The 26,410-nt window shown below is 64.6% G+C and carries 24 protein-coding genes; 10 read left to right on the top strand and 14 right to left on the bottom strand.

The genetic code is table 11. The features are described from left to right. Positions 1-31 precede the first annotated feature (31 nt). The 3 genes from rpmI to infC form a co-directional block, all read right to left on the bottom strand. Positions 32-235 (bottom strand): 50S ribosomal protein L35, encoded by a 204-nt coding sequence (rpmI, locus tag ACVILI_RS06480; protein ID WP_006201248.1) that lies wholly within the window; start codon positions 233-235, stop codon positions 32-34. Between the two features lie 183 nt (positions 236-418). Continuing rightward, the gene (locus tag ACVILI_RS06485; RefSeq protein WP_019862659.1) at positions 419-1,045 is read right to left on the bottom strand and encodes a methyltransferase family protein; all 627 of its coding nucleotides are present in this window, start codon (positions 1,043-1,045) and stop codon (positions 419-421) included. Positions 1,046-1,271: 226 nt separating this feature from the next. Further along, positions 1,272-1,808, bottom strand: coding sequence for a translation initiation factor IF-3 (gene infC, locus ACVILI_RS06490; protein WP_010912915.1), 537 nt, complete (start codon positions 1,806-1,808; stop codon positions 1,272-1,274). Positions 1,809-2,029: 221 nt separating this feature from the next. Between infC and ACVILI_RS06495 the strand changes: the two genes are divergently transcribed. The 4 genes from ACVILI_RS06495 to ACVILI_RS06510 all read left to right on the top strand — a co-directional run bounded on the left by ACVILI_RS06495 (position 2,030) and on the right by ACVILI_RS06510 (position 5,402). Continuing rightward, positions 2,030-2,800 (top strand): alpha/beta hydrolase, encoded by a 771-nt coding sequence (locus ACVILI_RS06495; RefSeq protein ID WP_019862662.1) that lies wholly within the window; start codon positions 2,030-2,032, stop codon positions 2,798-2,800. Between the two features lie 2 nt (positions 2,801-2,802). After that, the gene (locus ACVILI_RS06500; protein WP_081296163.1) at positions 2,803-3,945 is read left to right on the top strand and encodes a benzoate/H(+) symporter BenE family transporter; all 1,143 of its coding nucleotides are present in this window, start codon (positions 2,803-2,805) and stop codon (positions 3,943-3,945) included. Between the two features lie 117 nt (positions 3,946-4,062). Next, the gene (locus ACVILI_RS06505; protein ID WP_027047647.1) at positions 4,063-4,545 is read left to right on the top strand and encodes a DUF2852 domain-containing protein; all 483 of its coding nucleotides are present in this window, start codon (positions 4,063-4,065) and stop codon (positions 4,543-4,545) included. A gap of 98 nt (positions 4,546-4,643) precedes the next feature. Beyond that, on the top strand, positions 4,644-5,402 hold the full coding sequence (locus ACVILI_RS06510) for a M48 family metallopeptidase (RefSeq protein ID WP_019862665.1): 759 nt from the start codon (positions 4,644-4,646) through the stop codon (positions 5,400-5,402). Here the strand turns inward: ACVILI_RS06510 and ACVILI_RS06515 are convergent, their stop codons facing one another. Beyond that, positions 5,403-5,621, bottom strand: a complete 219-nt coding sequence (locus tag ACVILI_RS06515) for a hypothetical protein (RefSeq protein WP_027047648.1) — start codon at positions 5,619-5,621, stop codon at positions 5,403-5,405. A 121-nt stretch (positions 5,622-5,742) separates the two neighbouring features. On the opposite strand from ACVILI_RS06515, the gene ACVILI_RS06520 reads away from it, so the two are divergent. The 6 genes from ACVILI_RS06520 (at position 5,743) to ACVILI_RS06545 (ending at position 11,539) form a co-directional block, all read left to right on the top strand. Then, positions 5,743-6,402, top strand: coding sequence for a phosphoribosylanthranilate isomerase (locus ACVILI_RS06520; protein ID WP_019862667.1), 660 nt, complete (start codon positions 5,743-5,745; stop codon positions 6,400-6,402). A gap of 87 nt (positions 6,403-6,489) precedes the next feature. After that, entirely contained in the window at positions 6,490-7,710 is a 1,221-nt protein-coding gene (gene trpB / locus ACVILI_RS06525) for a tryptophan synthase subunit beta (protein ID WP_019862668.1), read from the top strand. Positions 7,711-7,773: 63 nt separating this feature from the next. Beyond that, complete coding sequence (gene trpA, locus ACVILI_RS06530) at positions 7,774-8,613, top strand: tryptophan synthase subunit alpha (protein ID WP_019862669.1); 840 nt, start codon at positions 7,774-7,776, stop codon at positions 8,611-8,613. Between the two features lie 48 nt (positions 8,614-8,661). Next, entirely contained in the window at positions 8,662-9,588 is a 927-nt protein-coding gene (gene accD, locus ACVILI_RS06535) for an acetyl-CoA carboxylase, carboxyltransferase subunit beta (protein ID WP_010912925.1), read from the top strand. Positions 9,589-9,766: 178 nt separating this feature from the next. Then, on the top strand, positions 9,767-11,092 hold the full coding sequence (locus ACVILI_RS06540; RefSeq protein ID WP_027047649.1) for a bifunctional folylpolyglutamate synthase/dihydrofolate synthase: 1,326 nt from the start codon (positions 9,767-9,769) through the stop codon (positions 11,090-11,092). A gap of 27 nt (positions 11,093-11,119) precedes the next feature. Next, positions 11,120-11,539, top strand: coding sequence for a VOC family protein (locus ACVILI_RS06545; RefSeq protein WP_038651495.1), 420 nt, complete (start codon positions 11,120-11,122; stop codon positions 11,537-11,539). A gap of 11 nt (positions 11,540-11,550) precedes the next feature. Here the strand turns inward: ACVILI_RS06545 and ACVILI_RS06550 are convergent, their stop codons facing one another. The 10 genes from ACVILI_RS06550 to ahcY all read right to left on the bottom strand — a co-directional run bounded on the left by ACVILI_RS06550 (position 11,551) and on the right by ahcY (position 26,287). Beyond that, on the bottom strand, positions 11,551-11,961 hold the full coding sequence (locus ACVILI_RS06550) for a type II toxin-antitoxin system VapC family toxin (RefSeq protein ID WP_038651498.1): 411 nt from the start codon (positions 11,959-11,961) through the stop codon (positions 11,551-11,553). Beyond that, positions 11,958-12,206, bottom strand: coding sequence for a type II toxin-antitoxin system VapB family antitoxin (locus ACVILI_RS06555; protein ID WP_019862675.1), 249 nt, complete (start codon positions 12,204-12,206; stop codon positions 11,958-11,960). The genes ACVILI_RS06550 and ACVILI_RS06555 overlap by 4 nt, the downstream gene beginning before the upstream one ends. Before the next feature lie 95 nt (positions 12,207-12,301). Then, complete coding sequence (locus tag ACVILI_RS06560) at positions 12,302-12,583, bottom strand: cupin domain-containing protein (protein WP_019862676.1); 282 nt, start codon at positions 12,581-12,583, stop codon at positions 12,302-12,304. A gap of 265 nt (positions 12,584-12,848) precedes the next feature. Then, a complete protein-coding gene (trxA, locus tag ACVILI_RS06565) occupies positions 12,849-13,172 on the bottom strand; it encodes a thioredoxin (protein ID WP_010912931.1) in 324 nt (107 codons plus the stop codon). 77 nt (positions 13,173-13,249) lie between these two features. After that, positions 13,250-16,762, bottom strand: coding sequence for a double-strand break repair helicase AddA (addA, locus tag ACVILI_RS06570; protein ID WP_038651501.1), 3,513 nt, complete (start codon positions 16,760-16,762; stop codon positions 13,250-13,252). Beyond that, positions 16,759-19,893, bottom strand: coding sequence for a double-strand break repair protein AddB (gene addB, locus ACVILI_RS06575; protein ID WP_038651504.1), 3,135 nt, complete (start codon positions 19,891-19,893; stop codon positions 16,759-16,761). The genes addA and addB overlap by 4 nt, the downstream gene beginning before the upstream one ends. Then, positions 19,890-20,615, bottom strand: a complete 726-nt coding sequence (locus tag ACVILI_RS06580) for a nucleotidyltransferase family protein (RefSeq protein ID WP_019862679.1) — start codon at positions 20,613-20,615, stop codon at positions 19,890-19,892. Before ACVILI_RS06580 ends, addB begins: the two co-directional genes overlap by 4 nt. Beyond that, positions 20,612-22,123, bottom strand: a complete 1,512-nt coding sequence (gene tsaE, locus ACVILI_RS06585) for a tRNA (adenosine(37)-N6)-threonylcarbamoyltransferase complex ATPase subunit type 1 TsaE (protein WP_038651507.1) — start codon at positions 22,121-22,123, stop codon at positions 20,612-20,614. Before tsaE ends, ACVILI_RS06580 begins: the two co-directional genes overlap by 4 nt. An 8-nt stretch (positions 22,124-22,131) precedes the next feature. Next, a complete protein-coding gene (locus ACVILI_RS06590; protein WP_038651510.1) occupies positions 22,132-24,687 on the bottom strand; it encodes a sensor histidine kinase in 2,556 nt (851 codons plus the stop codon). Positions 24,688-24,886: 199 nt separating this feature from the next. Then, positions 24,887-26,287 carry an adenosylhomocysteinase gene (ahcY, locus tag ACVILI_RS06595; RefSeq protein WP_019862682.1) on the bottom strand — a complete coding sequence of 467 codons (1,401 nt, stop codon included), beginning with the start codon at positions 26,285-26,287 and terminating at the stop codon, positions 24,887-24,889. Positions 26,288-26,410: the final 123 nt, after the last annotated feature.

Genomic DNA, 26,410 nt, shown 5'->3' on the forward strand with positions numbered 1-26,410 from the left:
GTAAAACTACTGCGTGTCCGGACCGAATGCCTTAGAGGCCGTTCGGCAGAAAATTCTTGATGACCTTCTTGCCATCCGGTTCAGCCAGAACCATCGTGCCGCGGGCATTTCGAATGAACTTGTTGGAACGCTTGATCATGCCGTGACGCTTGCCGGCCGCAGCCGACAGGACTTTACCCGTACCTGTGATCTTGAACCGCTTCTTGGCGGCCGACTTGGTCTTCATCTTGGGCATTTTGCTACTCCGTATTGTTGGCGCACTATCGCGCTTCTTGTTCGCTCCGGGCCGACCAAAGCCCGAAAAGCAAATGAAACCGCCACGGCATGCCCTGCCGGGCGGTTTTCTTGAACGGCGGTCCTATACGTCAAAGACGGCCTGTGCGCAACACCTGAAGCCGTGAGACGCTGTGTCCCCCGCTCAGGGCAGCGTGAACCACACCGGCAGCATGCCCGACTGCTGCGCGCCGTCGATCAGTTCGAAGGCCGGCAGGGCGATCAGGAACACCAGGCCGTCGAGCAGCGTGGTCAACAGCAGGCGTGGCTTGAAGCTGCCAGTGTCGCCCTCCTGGTAGAGGGAAAGCTTCGGGAAGAAACGCGGCACCTTGTCCAGATAGGCCTGATAGGGCGCACCGAGCGCTTCCCTAAGGAATTTCTCCTCGCGCAGGATGACGATGTGGAAGGCGCCGGCGCACAGCAGTGCGAACAGGATGATGCCCGAGAACGAGCCGATTTGTGCGCCGACCCCGGCCGCGGCCACCGTCGAGAACACGTAGAGCGGGTTGCGGGTGATCGAGTAGGGCCCGCCCGTCACCACCTCGGAGGATTTGCGCCCGCCTATATAGAGCGTCGCCCAAAGGCGGCCGACGATGCCGAGGAAAATCAGGAGCACGCCGAACATCTCGATTGTTTCATGCACCGGCGTGTCGGGCGGGAAGGTCGATTGACCGAACAGCAGCGCCAGAAACAGCACCACCACGAGCACGGCAAGCACCAGCCGTCGCATCTGCTGGTAATTGCCCAGCCCGTATTTGAGTTCGTTGTCCAAGGGGATATCCGATCGTCGAGGAGCTATTGCATGTCGCCCAAAAGTGGCCCAGGTTTTGGGAGGACGACATGCATAATACAAAGCCGGCGATCGCAGCTTTAGCCGAGAAACAGGCGTCCCGCCGATCGCCGGGACGCTCTGCAAGACAATTCAGGCGGATTTGGAGCGCTGGTCACGCCTGACTTTATCGTGATCTCAGATGTGTCGGTATTCAGCACACCTTTAGCTAGCGCGGCGCCAGCACCATCATCATCTGGCGGCCTTCGAGCTTCGGCTCCGCCTCGACCTTGGCAATGGTCGCCACTTCCTCGCGCACCTTGTTCAGAAGCTGCATGCCGAGCTCCATATGCGCCATCTCGCGGCCGCGGAAGCGCAATGTCAGCTTGACCTTGTCGCCCTCCTCGAAGAAGCGGCGCACCGCTTTCATCTTGGTCTCGTAGTCATGGCTGTCGATGTTCGGGCGCATCTTGATCTCCTTGATCTCGATGACCTTCTGATTCTTGCGCGCCTCGGCCGCCTTCTTCTGGTTGGCGTATTTCAACTTGCCGAGATCGAGGATCTTTACGACGGGCGGCACCGCATTGGGCGATATCTCAACGAGATCGAGCCCCGCCTCTTCGGCGAGCAGCAATGCGTCGTTGATGGAAACATCGCCGCGGTTCTGGCCTTCGGCGTCGATAAGCTGGACCCGGGGAACCCGGATGTCACGGTTGGAGCGCGGCCCATCCTTGGTCGGCGCCGCTGCTTTGAAAGGTCTGCGAATGGTCGTGGTCTCCTTGGCCGTTTCGTTCAGGATTTGTCAGTCTTGATGCGTGGACGCGCCAATGTGGTGAGCGCGCGGGCGGAGTCAATAGCACAGCATTGATAGAAAATCACCCTGATCACCGCCTGCACCAAACAAAGAAACGGCGCGAGCACTTTTCGCCACGCCCGTGGCTGTGCCACAAGAACCCCGAGCCAGAAGAGGGGCCTGAGGAAAAAGCCATGACCGTCACGCCCCCAACCTTTCTCGATGTCGATGGATCGCGCATCGCGGTGCGCCATAATGCGGGTTCGACGCCCGGTATCGTCTGGCTCGGCGGCTACAAGTCGGACATGCTGGGCACTAAGGCGCAGACCCTGTCGGACTGGGCGGCGAAAGAGGGTCGCGCCTTCCTGCGCCATGACTATTCCGGCCACGGCGAATCCGGCGGCGCCTTTGCCGACGGCACGATTTCGACATGGCTTTCGCAGAGCCTTGCCGTGTTCCGGAAGTTTGCCAAGGGCAATCAGATCCTGGTCGGCTCGTCGATGGGCGCCTGGATCGCGCTGCGCATGGTGCAGGAATTGCGTAAGGCGGGCGACGCAAGCGTCGTCGGCCTGGTGCTGCTGGCACCGGCGCCGGATTTTACCTCCGAGCTGGTCGAGCCCGTGCTGACCAAAGCGCAGAAGCGCGCCCTCGCTGAGAAGGGATTCTTCGCCGAGCCGTCGGACTATTCCACGGAGCCTTACATCTATACCCGCGCTTTGATCGAGGACGGGCGCGCCAACCGGGTGATGACTGGGCCGATCGACACGCATTGCCCGGTGCACATCCTGCAGGGGCTGGCCGATCCGGACGTACCGTCGAGCCACGCTCTGAAGCTGGTCAGCCTGCTGCCGGCCGATGATGTCACGCTGTCGCTGATTCCCGACGGCGATCACCGCCTGTCGCGGCCGCAGGACCTCGACATGCTGGTGCGCGCGGTCGGCGACATGGCCGGGCGGGGCAAGTGACGATGCGCCTTTCCATTCCGATCTCGGCCTTCGTCGCGGCAATCGTCGGCTTTGGCGGTACGCTGGCCATCGTCATTGCCGCCGCCCACGCGGTCGGCGCCACGCAAATTCAGACGGCGAGTTGGGTGACGGCCATTTGCCTGGCCATGGCGATCGAGAGCCTGTGGCTGTCCTGGCGCACGAAAATGCCTGTCATTACCGCATGGTCGACGCCAGGCCTGGCGCTGATGGCGGCGTCGACCGGCTTTTCGATCGGCGAGGCCGTCGCCGCCTTCATCGCCACCGCCATCCTGTTGATCGCCACCGGCCTGTTCCGGCCGTTGACGCAATTGATCTCCAGGATACCGCCCTCCGTCGCTTCAGGCATGCTCGCCGGCATCGTCGTCACCTTCGCCCTCAATGCGGTCAAGACCGTTCCCGTCGACCCCTGGCTGATCCTGCCGCTGATCGCGGCCTTCTTCTTGATCCGCGTGTTCCACCCGGCGCTGTCGGTGCTGTCGGTGCTGGTCGGCGGCGGTCTCGCCGCATTTCTCACCGGCCGTGTCGGCGGCCTGCCGACACCCGAACTGTCGACGCTGACGCTGATTTCACCTGATTTCACCGCCAAGGCGATGATCGGCCTGGCGCTGCCGCTCTATCTCGTCACCATGGCCTCGCAGAACCTGTCGGGGCTGGCCGTGCTGCGCGCCGCCGGCTACCACCCGGAGCCCGGCCCGTTGATCGGCGTCACCGGCCTGTTTTCCCTGTTGTCGGCGCCATTCGGTGGCTCGACGACGAATCTGGCGGCGATTTCGGCGGCGATCTGCACCGGGCCGGACGTACATCCCGACCCCGCCGAGCGCTGGAAGACCGGCCCGTTTTATGCGGTCGCCTATCTCATCTTCGCGATTTTCGGCGCCTCGCTGGTGGCGATCTTCGCCGTCCTGCCGCAGAGTCTGATCGTGCTGGTGGCGGGCCTGGCGCTGATGGCCTCGCTGGCCAACGCGCTGGCGATCGCGCTGAAGGACGAAGGCGATCGCATGGCCGCCACCGTCACCTTTGTCGTCACCGCTTCGGGGCTGACCCTGTTCGGTGTTGGCGCGGCATTCTGGGGGCTGATCGCCGGGCTGGTCGTGCTTTTCCTCGACAGGCTCAAAAAGCGATAATCATTTCAGACCCTTGTCCGGTTTTGGCGGACATTGTCTTGAATCGCCGTTTTTGCCTTCCCATTTCGATTCCACGCAGCCGGTCTTGGCTGTCTCCAACCGAAGGAATGGGAGAAAATGAACACATCTGCATTGATCCGCCCGGCCTGGACGCCGGCAACCATCGCGTTGATGGTGATCGGCTTCATGGTGTTCTGGCCGCTCGGCTTCGCCATGCTCGCCTACATCATCTGGGGCGACCGGCTCGACGGCTTCAAGCGTGACGTCAACCGTGCGACGGACGGCATCTTCGCCGGCTGCCGCCGCGGTTCCGACAAGGCCGCGCGCTGGGGCAATGGCTCCGCCCGCACCGGCAACGTCGCTTTCGACGACTGGCGCGAAAAGGAGCTTGAGCGCCTCGCCGAGGAGCGCCGCAAGCTCGACGACATGCTGACCGAGTTCGACGACTATGCCCGCGAACTGCGTCGCGCCAAGGATCAGGACGAGTTCGATCGCTTCATGGCGAAGCGCAACAAGTCGACCGCGCCGGCGAAGACCGATCCGAGCACCGGCACGACCCCTACCAAGCGCGGCAAGGGCTCGAACCTGCTTGACGACTGAGGCTTTGCGACGAGCCAAGGTACGATGACGGCGTCGCGCGAGCGGCGCCGTTTCTTTTTTGTTCTAGTCGTTTTTCTCGAATCGCGTATCGTCCCGCCATGACCATCGGATTCTTCCGCAATCTGACGAAGCCCAAGGCCACGCCAGTCGTGGAGCGCGAATATTGCGTCGCCGGTCGCACGCTGCCGCTCAAGATCGTCGAGAGCGCCCGGGCACGGCGCCTGACGCTGCGCATCGATTCCGGCGGCCAGGGCCTGCGCATCACCGTGCCGCCCGGCCTGCGGCGTGGCGAGGTGGACAGGTTCCTCGACCGCCATCAGGATTGGCTGGAGCAGCGCCTGGCCAAGGTGCCGACGCGCCCGCAAGTGCGGCCGGGCATCAAGATCCCGATCCGGGGCGTGGCGCACCGCATCGTCCATGAACCGTCGAAGCGCGGCACCGTGACGGTATCGCGTGACGAGCGCGGCCCGCTGCTGATCGTGCATGGCGACCGTGTGCACCTGCCGCGCCGCATCGCCGACTTCTTGAAGCGCGAGGCCAAGAAGGAGATCGAGAAGCTGGTGGTCAAACACACCGAGGCGCTCGGCAAGCGCGCCAAGGCGATCCGCTACAAGGACACCTCCAGCCGCTGGGGCTCCTGCACCTCGGAAGGCAATCTCTCCTTCTCCTGGCGCATCATGATGGCGCCGCAGCCTGTGATAAACTACCTCGTGGCGCACGAGGTCGCGCATCTCAAGGAGATGAACCACGGTCCGAAATTCTGGAAATTGTGCGAAAAACTCTGCCCCGACACCGACCGCTGCAAGGACTGGCTGAAGCGCAACGGCGGTGCGCTGCAGGCGATCGTGTTCGAGTAGTCAGTCGTCATTCGCGGCGTTGAGTTCCTCCGGCCGCAGCCCCTCATCGCCATGATGCGGCCACGGTAGGAAATTCCGGTCGAATTCATCGCTGCCGAAATAGTCGAGCGCGCGATGCGCCTCGGCGCCGTTGAAGGCGGCCTTGTCCATCAGATGGGCGATGACTTCGCGCGCCTGCGCGATCTTCTGCTTCAGTTCGGCAACCGTTCTGTCGGCCATGATCGTTCTCCCGCCCGGCATGCTGATAATCCCGTCCATCAATAGGTAGCGCCTTTGGCCTTGCCGGCAAACAGTATGCTTTTTCTCGACTCTGGCTCGATTTCATGCCAATTCCCGCGCCATGGCGCTCGACATCAAAATCTGCGGCTTGAAGACCGACCAGGCAATGGCCGCGGCGCTCGCCGGCGGTGCCAGCCATGTCGGCTTTATTTTCTTCGCGAAAAGCCCTCGCTATGTCGAGCCGGCTGAAGCCGGCCGCCTGCGCGAAGCCGCGCGCGGCAAGGCCTTGGCGGTTGCTGTCGCGGTCGACGCCAGCGACGCCTTCCTGGACGCAATCGTCACGGCCATGCAGCCCGACATGTTGCAGTTGCACGGCTCCGAACACCCCGAACGGGTGGCTGAACTGAAAGCTCGCTATGGCTTGCCGGTGATGAAGGCGTTGCCACTCAGCGAGGCGGCCGATCTCGACCGGATCAAGCCATTCATCGGCGTCGCCGACCGCTTCCTGTTCGACGCCAAGCCGCCAAAGGGCTCCGAGTTGCCGGGCGGCAATGGCGTGGCCTTCGACTGGCGCATCCTCGCCGGCCTTGACGCCGGCGTCGATTACATGCTTTCCGGTGGGCTCAACGCCGCCAACATCGGCGATGCCCTTCGGCTTGCGAACCCGCCCGGAATAGACATTTCCTCAGGCGTCGAAAGCGCGCCGGGCGTCAAGGACCCGGCGTTGATCGAACAGTTTTTCCGGGCCGTCAGGGCAGCGCGCGACAACCGCGCCGCCTGACCGGCTCAAACCTGAGCATGCCCCGGAAAAGTGGTAACCGGTTTTCCGACAAGGACATGCTCCCACATCGAGACCAGGAGATCGGCGATGGACCAGCCGGCGACACCCAATTCCTTCCGCACCGGACCCGACGAGCAGGGCATGTTCGGCATTTTCGGCGGCCGCTTCGTCGCCGAAACGCTGATGCCGCTGATCCTCGACCTGGAGAGGCACTGGAACGAGGTCAAAAACGATCCGGATTTCAGGGCTGAGCTCACCGATCTTTCGACCCACTATGCCGGGCGCCCGTCGAAGCTCTATTTCGCCGAGGGTCTTACGAAACATCTCGGCGGCGCAAAAGTCTATTTCAAGCGCGAGGACCTGAACCACACCGGGTCGCACAAGATCAACAACTGCCTCGGCCAGATCCTGCTGGCCAAGCGCATGGGCAAGAAGCGCATCATCGCCGAGACCGGTGCCGGCCAGCATGGCGTGGCGTCCGCCACCGTCGCCGCCCGCTTCGGCTATCCCTGCGTCGTCTATATGGGCGCCACCGACGTCGCCCGGCAGAGCCCGAACGTGTTCCGCATGAAGCTGCTCGGCGCCGAAGTGCGGCCGGTCACCGCCGGCCACGGCACGCTGAAGGATGCCATGAACGAAGCCCTTCGTGATTGGGTCACCAATGTCGACGACACCTATTACCTGATCGGCACCGCCGCCGGCCCGCATCCCTATCCGGAACTGGTGCGCGACTTCCAGTCGGTAATCGGCACCGAGGCGCGCGCGCAGATCCTCGAACGGGAAGGCCGGCTGCCCGACACCATCATCGCCGCCGTCGGCGGCGGCTCGAATGCCATCGGCCTGTTCCATCCCTTCCTCGACGACAAGGATGTGCGCATCATCGGCATCGAAGCAGGCGGACGTGGTCTCGACGGCATCGAGCATTGCGCCTCGATGAATGCCGGCTCGCCCGGCGTGCTGCATGGCAACCGCACCTATCTCCTGCAGAACGCCGACGGCCAGATCATGGACGGCCATTCGATCTCGGCCGGTCTCGACTATCCCGGCGTCGGCCCGGAACATTCCTGGCTGCGCGATACCGGCCGCGTCGAATATGTGCCGATCCTCGATGACGAGGCGCTGGAAGCCTTCAAGCTGACGACGCGCGTCGAAGGCATCATCCCGGCGCTGGAATCGGCGCACGCGATCGCGCACGCGGTGCAGATCGTGCCTGCCATGGACAAGGACCAGATCGTCATCGTCAACCTGTCTGGCCGTGGCGACAAGGACGTGCACACGGTGGCCTCGATGCTGGGCATGGAGATCTAGGCCCTTTGAACAAGTTTCGACTTGGGAGTTGATTATGAGCAAAATTCGTCCAAAGGGCCACACATGACGACCCGCATCGACCGCCGCATGGCGAAGCTCAAGACCGAAGGCCGCCCGGCACTCGTCACCTATTTCATGGGCGGCGACCCCGACTACGACACCTCACTGTCGATTATGAAGGCGCTGCCCGGCGCCGGCTCCGACATCATCGAGCTCGGCATGCCGTTTTCCGACCCGATGGCCGACGGTCCGGCGATCCAGGCGGCGGGCCTGCGGGCGCTGAAAGGCGGCCAGACGCTGGTCAAGACGCTGAAGATGGCGTCCGAGTTCCGCGCCGGCGACAATGAAACGCCGATCGTGCTGATGGGCTACTACAACCCGATCTACATCTATGGCGTCGATCGCTTCCTGAAAGACGCGCTGGCCAGCGGCATCGACGGGCTGATCGTCGTCGACCTGCCGCCGGAAATGGACGAGGAACTCTGCATTCCGGCGCTGAAGGCCGGCATCAACTTCATCCGCCTGGCGACGCCGACCACCGACGACAAGCGCCTGCCGAAAGTGCTGCAGAACACCTCCGGCTTCGTCTACTACGTCTCGATGACCGGCATCACCGGTTCGGCGCTGGCCGACACCGGCAAGGTGGCCGCCGCCGTCACGCGCATCAAGGGCCACACAGACCTGCCGGTCTGCGTCGGCTTCGGCGTCAAGACCGCCGAACAGGCGCGTGTCATCGGCGCCAATGCCGATGGCGTCGTCGTTGGCACGGCGATCGTCAATGCGGTCGCCAATGTGCTGGGGCCGAAGGGCGAAAAGACCGCCGACCCGGCCGAGGCCGTCGCCACGCTGGTCAGCGGCCTGGCGCAAGGCGTGCGCTCGGCCCGCCTTGCTGCCGCCGAATAGTTTTCCTACGTCTTTAGCCAACTCTTCGTCAGGACAGGAGCCGAAGCGATGAACTGGATCACCAATTACGTTCGCCCGAAGATCAATTCGATGCTCGGCCGGCGCACCGACATGCCCGAGAATCTCTGGATCAAGGATCCCGAGACCGGCGAAATGGTGTTCCACAAGGATCTGGAATCCAATCAGTTCGTCATCCCGTCTTCCGGCCATCACATGAAGATCTCGGCCAAGGAGCGGCTGAAATACTTCCTCGATGACGGCAGGTACGAGCAGCTCGAAAACCCCAAGGTTGTGCTGGATCCGCTGAAGTTCCGCGACGAGAAGCGCTACACCGACCGGCTGAAGGACGCCAAGGCCAAGACCGGGCTGGAAGACGCCATCGTCAACGCGCTGGGCACCATCGAGGGCCTGCCGGTGGTGGTGACGGTGCAGGATTTCGCCTTCATGGGCGGCTCGCTCGGCATGGCGGCGGGCGACGCCATCGTGCACGCTTTCGAAGTTGCGCTGCAGCGCAAGCGGCCGCTGATCCTGTTCGCCGCTTCTGGCGGCGCCCGCATGCAGGAAGGTATTTTGTCCCTTATGCAATTGCCGCGCACCACGGTCGGCGTCGACAGGCTGAAGGAAGCCGGCCTTCCCTATATCGTCGTGCTGACCAACCCGACCACCGGCGGCGTCACCGCCTCCTATGCCATGCTGGGCGACGTGCATATCGCCGAACCGGGCGCGCTGATTGGCTTTGCCGGGCCGCGCGTCATTGAACAGACGATCCGGGAGAAACTGCCGGACGGCTTCCAGCGCTCCGAATATCTGATGGAGCACGGCATGGTCGACATGGTGGTGTCGCGGCTGGAGATGCGCCAAACGATAGCGCGGCTGTTGAAGATGCTGCTCAAGATGCCAGGCGAGCAGAAGCCGCTGGAGCCGGAAATCCTGCCGCCCGCGGTGGTTGCCGCCGAAGCCAGGCCGCAGGCCTGACACGACACTGTGCATGTCGCCCAAAAGTGACCTCGGTTTTGGGAAACGACATGCATAACGCGGCTTTGGCCGCCGCGAACAGCGATTGCGCCATGTCCATCGCGCGCTGTAGCCTTTTGATTGCCATGGCCATTCCGGGATTGATTCTGGTGCTTGGGCCATGCGCCGGGATTTTGTCATGACAACGCTTGCCGCCGACCGCGAAATCGAAGCCCTGATGGCGCTTCACCCGAAAGGCTTCGACCTTTCGCTCGACCGCATCACGCGGCTCTTGGAGCGGCTTGGCAGTCCGCAGGATCTGCTGCCGCCGGTCATCCACATCGCCGGCACCAACGGCAAGGGTTCCTGCGCCGCCTTTTCTCGCGCGCTGCTTGAAGCCGCCGGCCACCTTGTCCATGTCCACACTTCGCCGCATCTGGTGAACTGGGCCGAGCGCTACCGGCTGGCCGCCGAAGGCGGCGGCAAACTCGTCGACGATGAGACCTTCGCCGAGGCCATTGCCCGCGTCGCCAAGGCCAATGACGGCCAGAAGATCACCGTCTTCGAGATCCTCACCGCCGTCACCTTCATCCTGTTTTCCGAACATCCGGCCGAAGCCGCCATCATCGAGGTCGGCCTCGGTGGCCGCTTCGACGCCACCAATGTTGTCGCCCGGCCCGCCGTGACGGTGATCATGCCGGTGTCGATGGACCATGAAGCCTATCTCGGCGACCGGGTCGAACTGATCGCTGCCGAAAAGGCCGGCATCATGAAGCGCGGCTGCCCGGTGGTGATCGGCGCGCAGGAAAGCGAGACGGCGCTGCAGGTGCTGATCGAGACCGCCGAGCGGCTGGAGTGCCCGACCTTCGTCTATGGCCAGGATTTCCTCGCCTTCGAGGAAAACGGCCGCATGGTCTACCAGGACGAGGACGGCCTGATGGACCTTCCGCCGCCGCGCCTGCCCGGGCGCCACCAGTTCGCCAATGCGGCCGCCGCGATCGCCGCGGTCAAGGCGGCGGGCTTCGAGATCAGCCACCGCGCCGCCGAGAAGGCGATGACCCATGTCGTCTGGCCCGGCCGGATGCAGAAGCTGATGCAAGGCCGGCTGACGGAGCTGGCGCCGAAGGGCACCGACATCTGGCTCGACGGCGGCCACAATCCGGGCGCCGGCGTGGTCGTCGCCGAGGCGCTGGCCGAACAGGAAGAGAAGAACCCGCGGCCGCTGTTCCTCATTTCGGGCATGATCAACACCAAGGACCAGAGCGGCTATTTCCGCGCCTTCAAGGGCCTCGTCCGGCATGTCTACACCGTGCCGGTGAGCCTGAGCGATGCCGGCGTGCCGAACGATGAGCTGGCGATCCGGGCCACGGAAGCCGGGCTGACGGCCGAGCCGGTGAGTTCCGTCGCCAACGCGCTGATGCTGCTGCGCGACACCTGGGACGGCCCGGCGCCGCGCATCCTGATCGGCGGATCACTCTATCTGGCCGGCTCGGTGCTCGCCGAGAATGGCACGCCGCCAACCTGAGAGCCTGGCTTGCACAAGGAGCCCGTGATGATCAAGGTGAAGCAGCTCGCCCATGTCTGCATTTTCGCGCATGATCTGGAAGCGACGCGCAGTTTCTACCGCGACGTGCTCGGCATGGACACAAGGTTCAATTTCCTGCGCGACGGCAAGATTTTCGGCTTCTATCTCGATTGCGGCGGCGGCAGCCACGTCGAGGTGTTCCAGAAGGAAGCCACCACCTATAGCGAACTCAACCAGATCAACCATTTCTGCCTTGAGGTCGAAAACATCGACGCGGCGATCGCCCACATCAAGTCGAAGGGCGTCGACGTCACGGCCAAGAAGCATGCCTGCGACGACACCTTTCAGGCCTGGATACGCGATCCCAACGGCGTGAAGATCGAGCTGTTCGAATACACCGCCAAAAGCGCGCAGTTCGTCGGCGGCGACCGTATCGCCGACTGGTGACTAGACATGCTTCAGAAATTCCATGGTGAGATCAGGTCCAGGCTGGTGGTGCCGAAGTCGTTGAGATTTCGGGTTGCCAGCCGGCCTCCATTCACGCGCGCTATCGCCGCGATCATGCCATCGGGAGCCGACATGCCGCGACCTTGGCGTGTCGCGGCCCCCATGATCTCGCCGTAAGCCAAGGCAGCCTCTTCCGTCAGTCCAAAAATCCGGTCGGCAAATCGATGCCGCCATCGGGAAAGTCCCTGTTCCAGCCGATCCGCACGCTCGTCAGGTATCTTTTGAATACCGAAGGCGACTTCAGCAATCGTCACCGTGGGAAGCGCCAGTTCGGCGTCATTGCGCACAAGCCACGCCAGCACGGCTGGATCCGGCGTCTTCTTCAGAGACTCCGAAATCACGTTGGTATCGACGAAAATCAAAGCTCAATTCCTGAATGAACCTCACGACCTTGGCGAATAACGTTCTCCAGATCGATGTCGACGCCACTGCTTGCGGTCAGGCTGGCATAGAAAATGGAAGCAGGTTCGCGGCCAGCCTCTCGAATCTCGTAGGATTCAAGCGCGCGTTCGACCACGTCGGCTATCGAGCGGTTCTCGCGACGAGCAAGCCTATGAGCCAGGTCACGTGCTTTCGCGCTGCGGACCGAGAGCTGTGGTTCGGCCATTTAAGACTCCCTTTGGAAAAGGGAATATAAGCCTACGCGTCTCTGCCATCAAGATGGCACTTGATGGCGTGCCATCTCATGCGCGATGAGCCTGCTTACTTCAACTCGATCTCGATAAAAGCATATTCGCCGTCATTGGCGCTGATGACGTCGTGTTCCACACCCTCCTTGCGGAAATAGGGCGCGCCTTTCTTCATCTCGGCGAAGGTCTCGCCGTCTTTGGTCACCAACTTCAGCTTGCCGTCCATCAGCGGCACCACGACATAGTCGTGGCCATGGCGATGCCAGCCGGTATTGTCGCCGGGCTGGAAGCGGTACTCGGTGACGATGACGCGCTCATTGTCGATGAAGACGGTGGCCTTGGCGGATCCGGTCATGTCGCTCTCCCTGTTTCTGGTTCCCAGCAGAAGACATGGCGTGCCCTGATGTGAGGGCCAGAGCCGCCCAGCGCATGACCCAGAGGATAATGAGCCATCCAACTGCTACAGCGTCCTCTGCGCATCCAAGGATGCGCGGCGCTGTAGGTGACGCCAACAAAAAGCCCGGCGCGATGGCCGGGCTCTTGATATCGGGAATTTCAAAGCAATTCCAAGAAAAGTGTGAAGCGGTTTTCTGTCCGGAATTGCGTCTAAACAGAGAGGATCAGAGGCTGCCATTGATCCAGTGCGACAGCGCGGTCTTGGGCGCTGCACCAACCTTCATGTCGGCCACTTCACCGCCCTTGAAGATCATCAGCGTCGGGATCGAGCGCACGCCAAATTGGGCGGCAAGCTCGGGATTCTCGTCGATGTTGAGCTTGGCGATCTTGATCTTGGCTCCGAGTTCAGTGGCGATGTCTTCGAGCGACGGCGCGATCTGCTTGCAGGGGCCGCACCATTCCGCCCAGAAATCGACCACAACCGGTACGTTGGCGTTGAGCACGTCAGCCTGGAAATTGTTCTTGTCGACCTTGACGGTGGCACCCATGCGGAAAATTCCTTTCGAGAGTTCTTTGTCGCACCAAATGTGGTGGTTATCTGGCCCTTCTTCAAGCAGGTCTTGTGTCACGCTCCTGTGAGTCGGGCAAGGGCGTCATCCATGGTCCGGGCCGGCAGCTCGATCAGCCTTGGCGCTTCGGTGAACAGAAGGGCCGCCTTGACCTCGCGCCCAGGATAAAGCGGCTGCAGCAGGGCGCGATAAAGCGCCAACTGCAAAAGATAGGCCGGCGGGACTTCGGCCAGCGAAGCGGGCGCCGGCCGGTTGGTCTTGTAGTCGACGATCGACACCGTGTCCGCGGTCACCGCCAGCCGGTCGATCTTGCCGGAAATCGAGCGTGTTTTGCCCCTCACTTGCAGGCGGCCCATGACCGCCACCTCGGCGCGCGAGGAGGGCGCGAAAAGTTGGCCGAGGCGTGGATCGTCGAGGATGGCGATGACCGATGCCATGGCCTTTTCCCTCTCCGACGGCGGCCACACGGCACCCGTTCGCGCGAGATAACGCTCGGCCGCGCCCTGGCGTTCACCCTCGGCAATGCCGGGCAGCATCTGCAGCAGCTTGTGCAAGGCGAGACCGCGCAGCACGGCAAAGCCGGGCTCGGCATCGGCGTCCAGCACCGGTGAAGCCTTGTCGACGACCGCTTCCTTGCCTTCGTCGATCAGCGCTGAGGCGCCGGATGGCGACAGCGGCCGCGGCAGGTCCTCGAAGGGCGGCAAGGGCCGGAACAGGGTCCCCGGCAGCGGACCGAAAGCATCGGCCTGCCGCGCCTGTTCATCGGCGCTCGCCGCGACGGGCGGCAGCTTGGTGACGTGGAAACGATGCACCGGCTCGCCGCCGGCGGGATGCGCGCGCTGTTCGCTTTCCGGCGCGCCGGTTAGCGCGCGGCTGACGATCGAATGCCAGGTGCCGGTGTTCGGCGCCCGCTTGCCGTGATAGCCGCAGACGATCAGCCGGTCCTCGGCGCGGGTCATGCCGACATAGAGCAGCCGGCGGTACTCGTCGTCGGCGAGTTCCCTTGCCCTGGCGGCTGCCGCCTTCGAGAAGCCGTTGGCGACGTCGCTGGCCGAGCGCCAGAGGTAGCCCTTGCCGTACCAGAAAGTGCCTGAGCCGTCGAAGGGCATCAGCCGCGGCAGATGCTGGTCGCTGAACGGAGCGGAACCGCCATCGACCAGGAACACCACTGGCGCCTCCAGGCCCTTGGCGGCGTGCACGGTCATGACGCGAACCTCGTCGCGCGTCTGGTCCATCTCGCGCTTGATCTCGGGCCCGGCATTTTCCAGCGTCGACAGGAAGGCTTCCAGCCCGGGCAGGCCGGTCCGTTCCTCGGCAAGACAGAAGCTCAGGAATTCGTCGAGAATATCCCCGGCTTCCGGCCCAAGCCTCGCAATCATCCTTTTACGCACGCCATCACGCGCCAGCAGGCCGGCATAGAGTTCGAACACCGGTTTGAAGGCGGCCTCGTCAGCCCAGGCGTCGAGTTGCGCGACAATCTTCGCCAGGCGCTCGTTTTCTTCGGCATGCTGGCGCAGCGACGCGGCCAGCGACAGGCCGGGCGGCCTTTGCGCGGCGAGCGTGAACAGTGCCTCCTCCGGCAGATCGAAGATCGGGCTGCGCAGCACGGCCGCGAGCGACAGGTCGTCCTGCGGTTGGATCAGCAGATGACCGAGCGCGATCAGGTCCTTGACCGCGATGTGGCCGGGTAGGCTCAGCCGGTCGGCGCCGGCAACCGGGATGTCGCGGCGCTTCAAGGCGCGGGTCAGCGCATGGACAAAACTGTCGCGTTTGCGCACCAGCACCAGCACGTCGCCCGGCCGCAGCCGCTTGCCGCGGCCTTCGATGATCTCGCTTTTGCCGATCCAGCCGGCAATGGTCGCCGCGACATTCTCGGCAACGCGCACCGCCGGCGCATGGGCGTGGTCGATGGCTTGCGTCCAGTCGTCGGGCTCGTCGACGACATCGGCGCCGATCGACGGCCAGACCTCGACATAGCCCGGCGCATCGGTGCGGATGGCCTTGTGGCTCAACGGATCGGGATCATGGCTGATGCCGCGCCGCACGACGGGATCGGCAAAGACGCGGTCGACGGCGGCCAGAACGTCGTCGGTCGAACGGAACGACCAGGTCAGCTTGAGGTCGGCGAAGGATGCCTCGGCATCGCGCACCCGGCCGGCGAACAACAGCCGGCTGTCGGCGAACGAGTCGGGCGCGGCTCCCTGGAAGGAATAGATCGACTGCTTCTCGTCACCGACGGCGAAGACCGTGCGGTGGACCCGGTCGCGCGCGCCGAGCCCGGCGAAAAATTCCTCCGCCAGCCGCTTCACCACCTCCCATTGATCCGGGCTGGTGTCCTGCGCCTCGTCGAGCAGAATGTGGTCGATGCCCTGGTCGAGCTTGTATTGCACCCAGGGGCCGGCATCGGGCCGCGCCAGAAGGTTGACCGTGCGGGTGATCAGATCGTTGAAGTCGAGAAAGCCGCGGCTGCGCTTCAGCACTTCGTAGCGGGCGATCAGCCAGTCGGCGATGGTCAGTGCCGCTCGTGTGCCTTCCAGCATGCGGAACAGCGCCAGCCGGTCGACGGTTTCTATAATGGCGCTTGCCGCCGAGACATAGCGCTCGGCAAGGTCCGGCAGCCTGTCGGTCAGGGCTTTCTTGAAGGCCTTCGCCGGATCGTACGGATCGCCATCGGTCTTGAGAAAGGCTCTGGCGAGCGATTGCAGGCGGCGAACGGGATCGCTCTCGGCAAAAGCCTGGCGCGCATAGGGCAGGATGTTGTTCAGCACCGACCTGGCGTCGGTAGATTCGGCGGCCTGGGCGAAGCCGGTGAAATAGTCGGGCAGGAAGCCGGGCAGCGGCCAGACCGATGCCGCAATCCCTTCGGCGGTCTGGCCAGGGCGGAAATGGAATTCATCGAACAAAGGCTGGAAGCCGTCACGCCCGACCGCATCGAGGAACTGCCGCAACCCGTCGCGCTTGCGCACGATCTCGCCGAGCAAGGCATCGAGACCGGCCTCGCCGCCGCGTTCCAGCACGGTGGCGAAGGCGTCGGCCAGATCCGGGTTGCCGGCAGCCGTGCCGGTGATCATCTCGCGGCGCGCGGCAGCGAACAGCGATGCCTCCATCTGGCCGTCGAGCATCTCGAAATGGGCCGGAATGTTGGCTTCAAGCGGGAACTGGTGGAGCACCGATTCACAGAAGGCGTGGATGGTCTGGATCTTCAGTCCGCCTGGCGTCTCCAGTGCCTCGGCGAACAGGCGCCGCGCCCGGCGCATCGTGTCGCGGTCTGGGCGGCGCCCTTCCAGCGCCTCGATCTTCGCGGCCAACTCGGTGTCACCGAGCACCGTCCAGTCCGACAGCGTGGAAAAGACCCGGTTCGACATATTGGCGGCGGCGGCGCGCGTATAGGTCAGGCACAGGATCTTCGACGGGTCGGTGCCGTTGAGCAGCAGCCGGATGACGCGCTGGGCCAGCACATGGGTCTTGCCGGAGCCGGCATTGGCCGACACCCAGGCCGAATTCTGCGGATCTGCGGCGCGGGCCTGGCTGTTGGCGGTATCGCTCGGGATGGGATAGGCCTTCTTCATGCCTCCCCTCCCTCGTCGCCGGCATCGCCGCCGGCCGACCATTCGAGCACGCGGGCGAGATGGTCGTAGTCGCCATCGGTCTCGCCCTCGCGAAACGGCAGCGCGCGCGACAGATAGCCGGTCTGCGGGTCGGCATAATGGATCAGCAGCTTTTCCAGCCGCGCCCAGGCCTCTTCCGCAAGGTCGGCGGCGGTCCGTGGCTGGCGGTTGTGCTCGAGGATGGACTCCTCGAACACCTCGCCATTCGGCTTCAACCTGATGAAGGCCAGTTGCGACGGCTCGCGCGCGCCCAGATCCTTGAACGCGCCACGCCGCAGCAGAGCGCCCTCCAGCGCCAGTTGCGGCGCCAGCAGCGTGTGCGCCTGCGCCTTGGAGGGCGAAGAACCCGTCTTGTAGTCCAGAATATCGGCCATGCCGCCGGCCAGCAGATCGACGCGGTCGGCATAGCCGGACAGCGTCACGCCGGATTGGCCGACCGGGGTCTTGCCGGCCCGCTCCTCGGCATGGCGCCGGGTCACGGCATCGGCGCGCGTGCGCTCCCATTTGACGATGTTGGCGGCGAGCTTTTCGAAGCGCGGCCACCACACCGCCTCGACATCGGCCGGAAGGGCGGCTTCGGCAAAGCAGGCGCGGCCGGCGGCAATGAGACCGGCCAGCGCGTCGGGTGCGCGCGGATCGGCAACCTCAGACGAGAACAGATGCAGGATGGCGTGGAACAGCGTGCCGCGTTCGGCGGCACCGGGATCACGGATGAGCGCATCGAGCGGCATCAGGCCGAGGATGCGTCTGGCATAGACGGCGTAGGGATCCCGGCGCAAGGTCTCGATCTCGGTGACCGAGAAATGCGTTGGGCGCACCGCCAATGGCGGCTTCGGTTGCGGCCGCGGCGCGAAATCCTGTTTTGGGCCGGTGTCGAGCGCGCGTGCCCAGGCGAGCAGCTCGTCGCCACGCCGGCGCAGGGTTGCCGCCTGGTCGTTGCCGATGAAGGTAAGCAGCCGCTGCAGCCAACGCGACGGCACGGCGGGGGCGTCGCCGGAACGCGCCGAGCGGGCCAGAACGACGCGTCTCGCGCCCATCGCCATCTGGAAATCATGCGCGGCAAGGCCGATGCGCCGCTCCGGCGGTTCGAGATCGATGCCGGTCTTCATCAGCCGCGACATGAAGCGGTCGCTCTCCGGCTTGCGCGGCCAGACACCTTCGTTGAGCCCGCCGATGACCAGCGTGTCGACGTCCTGCAGCCGCGCTTCCAGCGCACCCCAGATGGCGATGTTCCTGTCGGTGCCTTGCGCCGGCTTGACCGTCTCGGGCGCGATCAGCGCGTCCATCACATCGGGCCATTCGCTCGCCGCGAATGACAGCGAGGCCGAAGCAGCGACCAGCCCGCGCAGCAATTCGGCAAGCTTTTCACCGGCATCGCCGGCATAGAGGTCGCCCAGGCCGCCATCAGCGGAACGGCCGAGACTTTCCAAAGCCACGACGCTGGCCTGGACCAGCGCGGCAAGATCGGCATTCGCCTGGCCGCGAAAGGCCGAAAGCGGCGCCAGCGCTTCCGTCAGTCGCGCGAGCAAACTCCGCGCATCCTCGATGGAGCGCACGGTGAGACGGGAAAACCAGAAGGGCGGCCGGCTGTCATCGCCGAGGCCGGTAAGACGGTTTTCGAACAATTTCGGCAGCGAAACGATGTCGGGGCGGCCGGTACCGCCGCGCAGCGCCACCAGTTCGAGCAGTTCTGCCGCATGGCGCACGGCAGCACGCTCGAGGCCGAGGCCAAGCAGTGGGTGCTTGAGCAGGGACAAGAGGCCGACGGGATCGCCCGGCCGGAACACCGCTTCCAGCGCCAGGCGGAGCAGGCTGGCCGCCGGGCTGTTGGCGAGCGGCGTGCCGCCGGAATCGTCGGCGACGACACCGAAGCGCTTGAGTTCGACCGAGACGCGTCGCGCCAGCGCGCGGTCACCGGTGACGAGCGCGGCCCTTTGGCCGGGGGCTTCCACGGCCTGCTTCAGCGCAACGGCGATGGCGACGGCTTCGTCACGCTCGCTGGCGGCTTCCAGCAGCGTCACCTCGGCAAAGGCGCCGGCAATATCGGATGCCGAAAACCCGCTGCGTGTTTCGGCCCACAATTCGGTGGTCTCGGCCGGCCGCAGCGCTTCGCCGACAAGCGCGGCGCGAAGCGCAAGGTGCGGTTCGGCCGTGCTGAGTTCTTCGACGTCGGAGCGCAGCACGCCGATCTTGCCGATCAGCCTGGCCAGGCCATATTGCGGGTGGCCAAGTACGGCTGGGCGCGCGCCGGGGGCGACAAGCGCCTGGAAGGACGCTTCGTCCAGCGTCCGGTCGAGACCGGGCAGCACGATGGCGCCGCCGGGCAGGCGGGAGATCGCGGCAAGCAGTTCGGCCGTGGCGGGTATCGAGCCGGTCGAGCCGGCGGCGATGACCGGTCCGGCCGGCGGATTGCGCCGCAGCCGGGCCGCCTCGGAGCGGATCAGCGCGCTGCGATGCGCGGCCGGATTGGAGCGGTCGCTCTCGCTCAGGAATTTCGGCCAGGCGTCAGTGACGATGCCGAGGAATTCGAGCGTCACCTGCCACCAGCCGGCAAGGTTGCCGGTCACCAGATCGGCGAGCTTGGTCCAGTCGGTGCCTTCCGTCTCGATCTCGTCCATCAGCCCCGCAAGATCGCGCGCCAGCCAGATCGCGTCGGCGGTGGACGCGGGGATGACGATTTCCTCGGCGAAAAGCTTCGCCACATGTTCCGGCAGCCGGCGCTTCCAGGCCCGCACCAGCGGCGTCAGCAGCAACAGGCGTTCGGTCGCCGAGATCGGCGGCGCGAGATCGATCGCCGCCGAAGGCTCGGCCTCGAACAGGGCTTCGTCCTCGTCGAATTCGCCGAGCGGGCGGATGACCGGCAGGATCGCCGAACCGCCGCCGCCGCGTGCCCTCAAACTGTCGACGAAGACACCGCGCAAGGCGCGCGCGGCACGACGCGTCGGCACATAGATGGTGACATCGGCGAGCGCGAGCGGATCGCCGTCGAAACGAAATCCCGGAACCAGGCGGCCGGCAAGCAGCGCCTCGGCCAGCGTCGGCAGGAACGGCGCTCCGGGGGGGATCGAGAAAACGCGGCTCGAGCCGCTCATTGCGACTCGGTTAGCGCGCCGGCGACGGCTTCTTCCGCCAGCGGAATGGCATCGGGCGTGCCGACGGTGATCCAGTGGCCGTGCATCGGCATGCCGAACAGCCGGCCGGCGGCGATGGCGGTATCGAAATAGGCGTTGAGCGAATGCGGTTCGGCCGATGCATCCTTGAACAGGCGCGGATGGACGATCGCCGCGCCGGCATAGATCAAGCCCGCCGGATCGCCTTTTGAACGCCGCAGGGCACCGTCCGGCGCCACCAGGAAATCGGTGCTGCCACAATGTCCTGTCGCCTGATGGAGATCCGCCAGCATCAGCAGAATATCCATTTTCGCGGCGTCCCACGCAAGGGCAAGCCGCCCGAGATTGAGCGGACCGTGGTCGATCCAGAACGTGTCGGCATTGAGGATATAGAAGGGTTGTTGGCCGAGTTCCGGCAGCGCCTTGACGATGCCCCCGGCCGAATCGAGCAGCCGGTCGCTCTCATCGGAAATGATGATCCGCGGAGCGCTGCGCGCCGCGACATGGGCGACGATCTGCTCGGGAAGATAGTGGACGTTGACCACCGCCTTGGCGACGCCGGCGGCGGCGAGGCTGTCGAGCCCCCAGTCGAGCAAGGTCTTGCCGGCGATCCTGACCAGCGGCTTGGGGATCGTATCGGTGATCGGCCGCATGCGCTTGCCGAGCCCGGCGGCAAGGACGATGGCAGTGTCCGGTCTTGTCACAGTGTTCGTTCCTCGAGCAGCCCGTGCGTATTGTAGAATTCCCGCAGGCTGGCAAGCGCCGGATGGGACAGCGCCCGGCGCAGATAGTCGCGGATGCGCGGCAGGTGCTTCAGATAATAAGGTTTGCCGTCGCGCTTTTCGAGACGCACGAAAATGCCGAGGATCTTGGAATTGCGCTGCGCGGCCATGATTGCATAGGCTTCCAGAAAACTTGCTTCGTCGAAGGCGCCTGCCGCATGGCGCGCTGCGACATAGGCATCGAGCGTCTTCTTCTCGATTTCGGGCGATAGGGTGACACGGGCATCCATGGCCAGCGAGGCGACGTCATAGGCTGAAGGCCCGATCAGCGCATCCTGGAAGTCGACGATGCCCAGCCGGTCATGGCCGGCGCGGTCGTCGCGCCAGATGATGTTGGGCGAATGAAAGTCGCGCAGCATCAGCGTGTATTCGCTGCCCTGCAGCCGGTCGAAAAGCGCGTTCCATTCCCTGGCGTAGCCCGAGCGCAGATCGTCGCTTGGCGGGCCGCCCGATATCGCCGGCACATACCAGTCGACCAAAAGATCGGCTTCGATCATCATCGCGTCGCGGTCGAAGGGCGGCACCTCGTGGAAGCTGCCGGGTCCTGCTTGCAGGCGCTGCGGCCAGGTCTTGCCATGCATCATGGCCAACAACTCGGCTGCCGCCGCATAGCGCTCGGCCACCGGCTCGCCGTCCTTGCCGAGAAACCCCTCGGAACCGAGATGTTCGAGCAGCAAAAAGCCCTGGTCCTGGTCCTCGGCATGGATTTGCGGAACGCTGACGCCACCGGCCTTCAAGGCGCGGTCGATGGCGACGAAGGCGGTGACCGACTGAGCGGTGTGGGCGATCACCGCATAGGGTTTGCCGTCGCGCACGGCGGGGCCGAGCACCAGCCGCGGCGAGTTCATCAGCACGCGCGGCTCCTGGCCGGCGAGCGTCACGATCTCATAGGAGCGGGCGGAGGCGTCGCCGATGAAATGGCGTCGCCGCGCGTCGCCCCAGCCGGCCCTCTCCAGAAAATCGCGCATGGCCAGCGATCGCGCCGCGCGGTCGAAGGCGGCGCCTTGCCCCGACAGCCGCGCCAGCCGGCCCTCGCCATGCTGGACGAGTTCGATCGAGAGCGTCGTCTTCGGCAGATAGCCTTCCGCCCGCTCGGGCCATTCGACCAGGGCAGCCCCTTGCGTCAGCGCTTCGTCGAAGCCGAGTTCGTCGAGCTCGGCTGCCGAGGCCAGGCGATAGAGGTCGAAATGGTGCACCGGAATGCGCGTGTCGTAGCTCTGCACCAAGGTGAAGGTCGGGCTCGGCACATCCAGGCTGCCATCATCGGCCAGCGCCCGGATCAGCGCCCGCGCCAGTGTCGATTTGCCGGCGCCGAGATCGCCTTTGAGCGCCAGCACGTCGCCGGCGCGCAGGGACAGGGCCAGATCTTCGCCCAGCCGCGCTGTCTGTGTCTCATCGGCGAGCAAACGCTCCAGCACAGGTCCCGTCATCGAGCGCGCTACTCGGCCGCGGCGCGGATGCCCGGCATGTCGGGGAAGGTGCAGATGACGGTGGTGCCCTTGTCCTTGCCGGTTTCGATGCGAACATTGCCGCCATGCAGTTCGACAAAGCTCTTGACGATCGACAGGCCGAGGCCGGCGCCGCGCCGGCGGCCGCCATTGGTGCGCGGCTCGAAGCGGCGGAACACCGAATCCAGCACGTCCGGCGGCATGCCGGGGCCATCGTCGTGAACGGAGAATTCCACCCCGTCCGCCAGATGCCGGCAAGCGAGCCGGATGGTGCTGGCTTCCGGCGCGTAGTTGGCGGCGTTGCTCAGCAGATTGTAGAGGATCTGGCGGATGCGGGTCTCGTCGCCGTGGAACGTCTTCGGCGCGGCAGCGGCATCGACTTCGAGCCGGATCGAATGCTCCTGCAGCCGGTCGGCAACCAGTTCCGCGGCCGCCGCGATGGTGCGGTCGACATGCACCTCGGAAATGTCGAGCTGCATGATGCCGGCATCGACGGTCGCAAGGTCGAGTATGTCGTTGACGATGGTCAGCAGCACCGAGGAGGACGAACTGACGTGCTCGACATATTCGCGCTGCTTTTGATTCAGCGGTCCGGTGGTGGGCAGTGAAAGCAGTTCGGTGAAGCCGATGATGTTGGTCAGCGGCGAACGCAGTTCGTAGGACACGTGCTGGACGAAGTCGTTCTTGAGCTGGTCCGACTTCTCAAGCGCCTCGTTCTTGTCCTTCAGTGCGCGTTCGACATGGACGCTGTCGGTGACGTCGACAAAGGTCATCATCACTTGCCCGTTGGGCAGCGGGATCACGGCGTAGCGCAGCACGGTGCCGTTGTTGAGCTCGCTCTGGCCGTGACGGTCGCGGCGCTCGTCGTCGAAGCCGGTGATGGCGGCGACGAAACCGGGCCAGGGGCTGTCGACCGCCTGGCGGTCGCAAAGGTCGCGTATGGTGGAGACGTGCACATTGGGCTTGGCGGCGTCGCCGCTCAATCCCCAGAGTGTCGCAAAGGCCGGGTTCGACAGGCGCAGCCGACCATCGGGGCCGAACACCGCCACGCCTTCGGCGAGATTGTCGAGCGTTTCGCCCTGGACGCGCACCGCGGTGCGGTAGCGGCTTTCCAGGTCCATCTTCTCGGTCAGGTTCTCGAATACCCAGGTGACGCCGCCCTTGGGCTGCGGATTGGCGACGACGCGGATGGTCTTGCCGTCGGGCAGATGCCACCAATGTTCCTGCGATTCCACTGCGCGATAGGCGCCGAGCAGGCCTTCCTTCCAGCGGCGCCATTCGGGCTGCTCGGCGATCTTGCCTTCGCTGCGCAGCCGGTCGAGCAAAAGCGCATTGTCGGGCGCGCTGTGCAGGAAGCCGCTGTCCAGGCCCCAAAGTTTCTGGAAGGCCTGGTTGAAGAAGCGTAGCTTCTCGTCTGTGTCGAAGATGGCGACGGCGGTGTTGAGCTGGTCGAGCGTGTCGGCGTGGCTGCGCACCGTCCGCTCATATTCGCCGCGAATGGTCTCGATGGCGCTGGTGTCGGCGGCAAGGCCGGCCGAACCGTCGGCGCCGGCGAAGTCGGTCACCGCGAAGACGCGGCGGTCGCCTTCGATCACGGTGGAGAGCGACTGCTCGAAGACCGGATGCGTCTTGTGCTGGGCGTCGATTGCCTCGCGTGCCTGGCCGCCGAGGAATTCCTTGGCGTCACGGACGGCGGCTTCCGCGCTTTCGGCTTCGACCGCGTCGGCATAGGCCCGGTTGACCCATTTCAGGCGTCCGTGCTCGTCGCGCAACCATGCCGGCATCTTCAGCGCTTCGAGCAGGCCGATCATCGTGTCATGGTCGGCGGCCAGCCGCTGGTTGTCGATCTTCAGCCGGGCTTGGCTGCGCTGTGTCTCGGAAAGCGAGACAAACCGCACGAGGATATGCGCGGCGCTCTTGCGGCCATGCACTTCAAGCGGGGCGCCGGCTTGCGATTCGATGACGAGGTCGAAGGGCCTGGCCTTTTCGCGCAAGCCCGCGATGGCGTGCTCGAGCGCCGCCGCCGAGCGCGGCATCAGCCAGCGGCCAAAAGCGAGGAAAGCCGCCCGTTCCTCTGGCGCGCCGCTTTCGACAGGCAACGTGCCGATGAGTTCGGGCTTCTTGTTCTCCGAGGCCCAGACCACCACGCGCTGGTCGCGCAGATTGAGCAGCGCTTCCGAACGGCGCAGTGCCGCATTGATGTCGGCGACGCGGCTTCTCAGTTCGACATTCTCCGCCGAAGTGCGGGCCCGTTCGCGGATGAGAACGATGGCCGACAGGAATGCCGCGCCCGTCACGCCGACGAACACGGCAAGCTGCATGACTTCGACCGTGTTGATCGACAGGCCGGCGGTGGCCGCGGCGGCGTTCTCGGCATGCGCCACGGCACTGGCCAAGGGTCCGGCCAGCGCGGAACTGGTCAGGAACAGACCGATGCGGGCACGCCATGAAAGGCGCCCGCCCTGAATGGTCGAGCCTATGGTCCCCGAATCGTCATGGCCGCCGGAAACGGCCGATCCCGCTCCGTGCGGGTTTTGCCCCGGCATGTCTTGGTCCTCTCCGCCGCCTGAATGCAAGACCGCCCTGATACGCGCCTCTCTGATCCCCTCTCGGGCCGGAAGCGTCGCGAATCACCTGACAATAAACCCTCGCCGAATCGCCGTGAAGGCTGATCGCGCGCAAAAATAAGGCCGGGCGAAAAGTCAATCGCCCGGCCTCAATATATGGTAGTAAACTTAGCTTTGGTTAATAGCGGTAGTGTTCCGGCTTGAACGGACCCTGCGGCGTGACGCCGATATAGGCGGCCTGCTCACCCGACAGTTCGGTCAGGCGCGCGCCGAGCTTGTCGAGGTGCAGGCGCGCGACCTTCTCGTCGAGATGCTTGGGCAGGACATAGACCTGGTTCTGGTACTGCTCGCCCTTGGTGAACAGCTCGATCTGGGCCAGCACCTGGTTGGTGAAGGACGCCGACATGACGAAGCTCGGATGGCCGGTGGCGTTGCCGAGATTGAGCAGGCGGCCTTCCGACAAGAGGATCATCCGCTTGCCGTCCGGGAAGGTGATCATGTCGACCTGCGGCTTGACGTTGGTCCATTTCAGATTGCGCAGCGAGGCGACCTGGATCTCGTTGTCGAAGTGACCGATATTGCCGACGATCACCATGTCCTTCATCGACCGCATATGGTCGAGGGTGACGACATCCTTGTTGCCGGTGGTGGTGATGACGATGTCGGCGGTCGGCGCCGCGTCTTCCAACGTCACCACTTCAAAGCCGTCCATCGCCGCCTGCAGGGCGCAGATCGGATCGACCTCGGTGACCTTGACGCGGGCGCCGGCGCCCTTGAGCGAAGCCGACGAGCCCTTGCCGACGTCGCCATAGCCGCAGACGACCGCGACCTTGCCGGCCATCATCGTGTCGGTGCCGCGGCGGATGCCGTCGACCAGCGATTCCTTGCAGCCATACTTGTTGTCGAACTTCGACTTGGTGACGGAATCGTTGACGTTGATGGCGGGGAAGGGCAGCAGGCCCTTCTTCTGCAGCTGGTAGAGCCGGTTGACGCCGGTGGTCGTCTCTTCAGTGACGCCGCGGATCGCAGCCTTCTGCTTGGTGAAGAAGCCGGGCGAAGCCTTCAGGCGCTTCTTGACCTGGGCGTAGAAATATTCCTCTTCCTCGCTCTGCGGGTTGGACAGCACGTCCTCGCCGGCTTCGGCGCGGGCGCCGATCAGGATGTACATGGTGGCGTCGCCGCCATCGTCGAGGATCATGTTGGAGAGGCCGCCGTCGGTCCACTGGAAGATCCGGTCGGTGTAGTCCCAATACTGTTCGAGGCTCTCGCCCTTGACGGCGAAGACCGGGATGCCGGCCTCGGCGATGGCCGCGGCGGCATGGTCCTGGGTCGAGAAGATGTTGCAGGAGGCCCAGCGGATGTCGGCGCCGAGCACCTTCAGCGTCTCGATCAGCACCGCGGTCTGGATGGTCATGTGCAGCGAGCCGGTGATGCGCGCGCCCTTCAGCGGCTTCTTGGCGCCGAATTCCTCGCGGCAGGCCATCAGGCCCGGCATTTCGGTTTCGGCGATATCGAGTTCCTTGCGGCCCCAGCCGGCAAGCGAGATGTCGGCGACCACATAATCCTTGCTACCCGTCATGGCAGTACTCCGATGCGAATTGTTATGCTGCGAATTGGTTGCGGATGCGCCCGCGCCGGTCGGCGCGTCGAAGGACGCGAATTGCCGGCCTGACTAGCAGATCAGGCTCAAGACGACAATGGG

Source organism: Mesorhizobium sp. USDA 4775 (assembly GCF_054062655.1).